Genomic DNA, 1,421 nt, shown 5'->3' with positions numbered 1-1,421 from the left:
CGAGCCGCCGCCGGCGTCGTGCCGCTGGACCGGCGCTCGGCCGCCACCGCCTCCCGGACGGCGGGCGCGACCTCCTGCGCGAACGCGCGGATCTGGTCGGGGTCGTCGCCCATGGCGATGAACCCGCTGACGCCGTCCTCCAGCGCCATCAGGGTGAGCTCCTCGACCCACTGGTCGGCCGGGCCCTGCAGCGGGCCGGTGGACCGGTCGGTGATGGACCCGCCGAGGTTCAGCAGACGGCGGATCTCGCTCGGCGAGCGCCCGGCCTCCTCGGCCGCCTCGTCGATCGTCGCGTTGCCGCGCGCCAGGTCGCCGTCCTTGAAGTAGGGCAGCGAGGGCAGCCAGCCGTCGGCCTTGGCGCCGGTGAGCCGGAGCATGCGCTTCTTGTAGGCCCCGAGCCAGATCGGGATGTCGTGCGCGGGGGCCGGGCCACGCTTGGCGCCGTCGACGTGGTGGAACTGCCCCGGCACGCGCAGCGGCGTGCGGTTGCCGGCATCCCAGATGCCGCGCATGATCTCGATGCCCTCCTCGAGGGCGGTGACGCCCTCGCCGGGCGTCCGGCGGGTGGCGCCCATCGCGACCATCGCGTCCCAGAAGCCACCCGTGCCCACACCCATCTCGAACCGGCCGCCGCTGAGCAGGTCGAGGCTCGCCGCGGCACGCGCCAGGTGGGCCGGCGGGCGCATGCCCAGGTTGAGGACGTTGCCGGAGAGGTGGATGCGCTCGGTCTGCGCGGCCACCCAGGACATGAGCGTCCAGGTGTCGAGGAACGACGGCTGGTACGGGTGGTCCTGGAACGTGACCAGGTCCAGGCCGAGCTGCTCGGAGAGCTGGGCCAGCCCGACGGGAACCTGCGGGTTCGCGTTGGTGGGCGTGATGAACGTGCCGAAGAGCAGGTCGTGCCCGTAGTCGGTCATGCGTGCGGTGTCCCTCGTCGTCGCTCTGCGCCTGCCACGCGTCGCGGCAGATCGTCTGTCCTGCAGACGATATTACTCACAACTCTTCTTGAATGCCGCACATTCCCGTAGGATGTGGCCATGAGCATCGTCCCCGCCGAGACCCGCACGGGCCAGCACTCCCTGTTCGGCTGGTCCCTCGCCGCGCTCCTGCGCGAGTGGAGCGCACGGGTCGACGCCGCCGCGGACGACCTGCCGCAGGGCACACGGGGCTACCAGCTGCTCACCGCCGTGGTGCACGGCCAGCTGCCGAGCCAGGCCGCGCTCGCCGCCTCGCTCGGCATCGACCGCACGGTGATGACCTACCTGCTGGACGCCTTCGAGCGCTGCGGGCTCGTAGAGCGGCAGCAGGATCCGGCCGACCGGCGGGCGCGCCGCGTCGTCGCGACGGACCGCGGCCTCGAGGTGCTCGCCGCCATGGACGCGCGCGTCGCCTCCGCGGAGGAGGAGCTGCTCGCCGGGCTC

General features: G+C 72.8%; 2 protein-coding genes. One reads left to right on the top strand and one right to left on the bottom strand.

Features of this window, described 5'->3' with window-relative positions; genetic code table 11:
- The coding region (locus PROKR_RS20745; RefSeq protein WP_036966740.1) for an LLM class flavin-dependent oxidoreductase at window positions 1-917 on the bottom strand (917 nt) is incomplete at its 3' end.
- Between the two features lie 120 nt (window positions 918-1,037).
- Between PROKR_RS20745 and PROKR_RS20740 the strand changes: the two genes are divergently transcribed.
- A partial coding sequence (locus PROKR_RS20740) for a MarR family winged helix-turn-helix transcriptional regulator (RefSeq protein WP_036966737.1) occupies window positions 1,038-1,421 on the top strand: 384 nt, incomplete at its 3' end.

Origin of the sequence: Promicromonospora kroppenstedtii DSM 19349, from assembly GCF_000515355.1 — a bacterium.
Taxonomy (GTDB): Bacteria; Actinomycetota; Actinomycetes; order Actinomycetales; family Cellulomonadaceae; genus Promicromonospora; species Promicromonospora kroppenstedtii.
The sequence above is the reverse complement of the archived record's forward strand: the minus strand, read 5'-3'. Positions and strand labels throughout refer to the sequence as shown.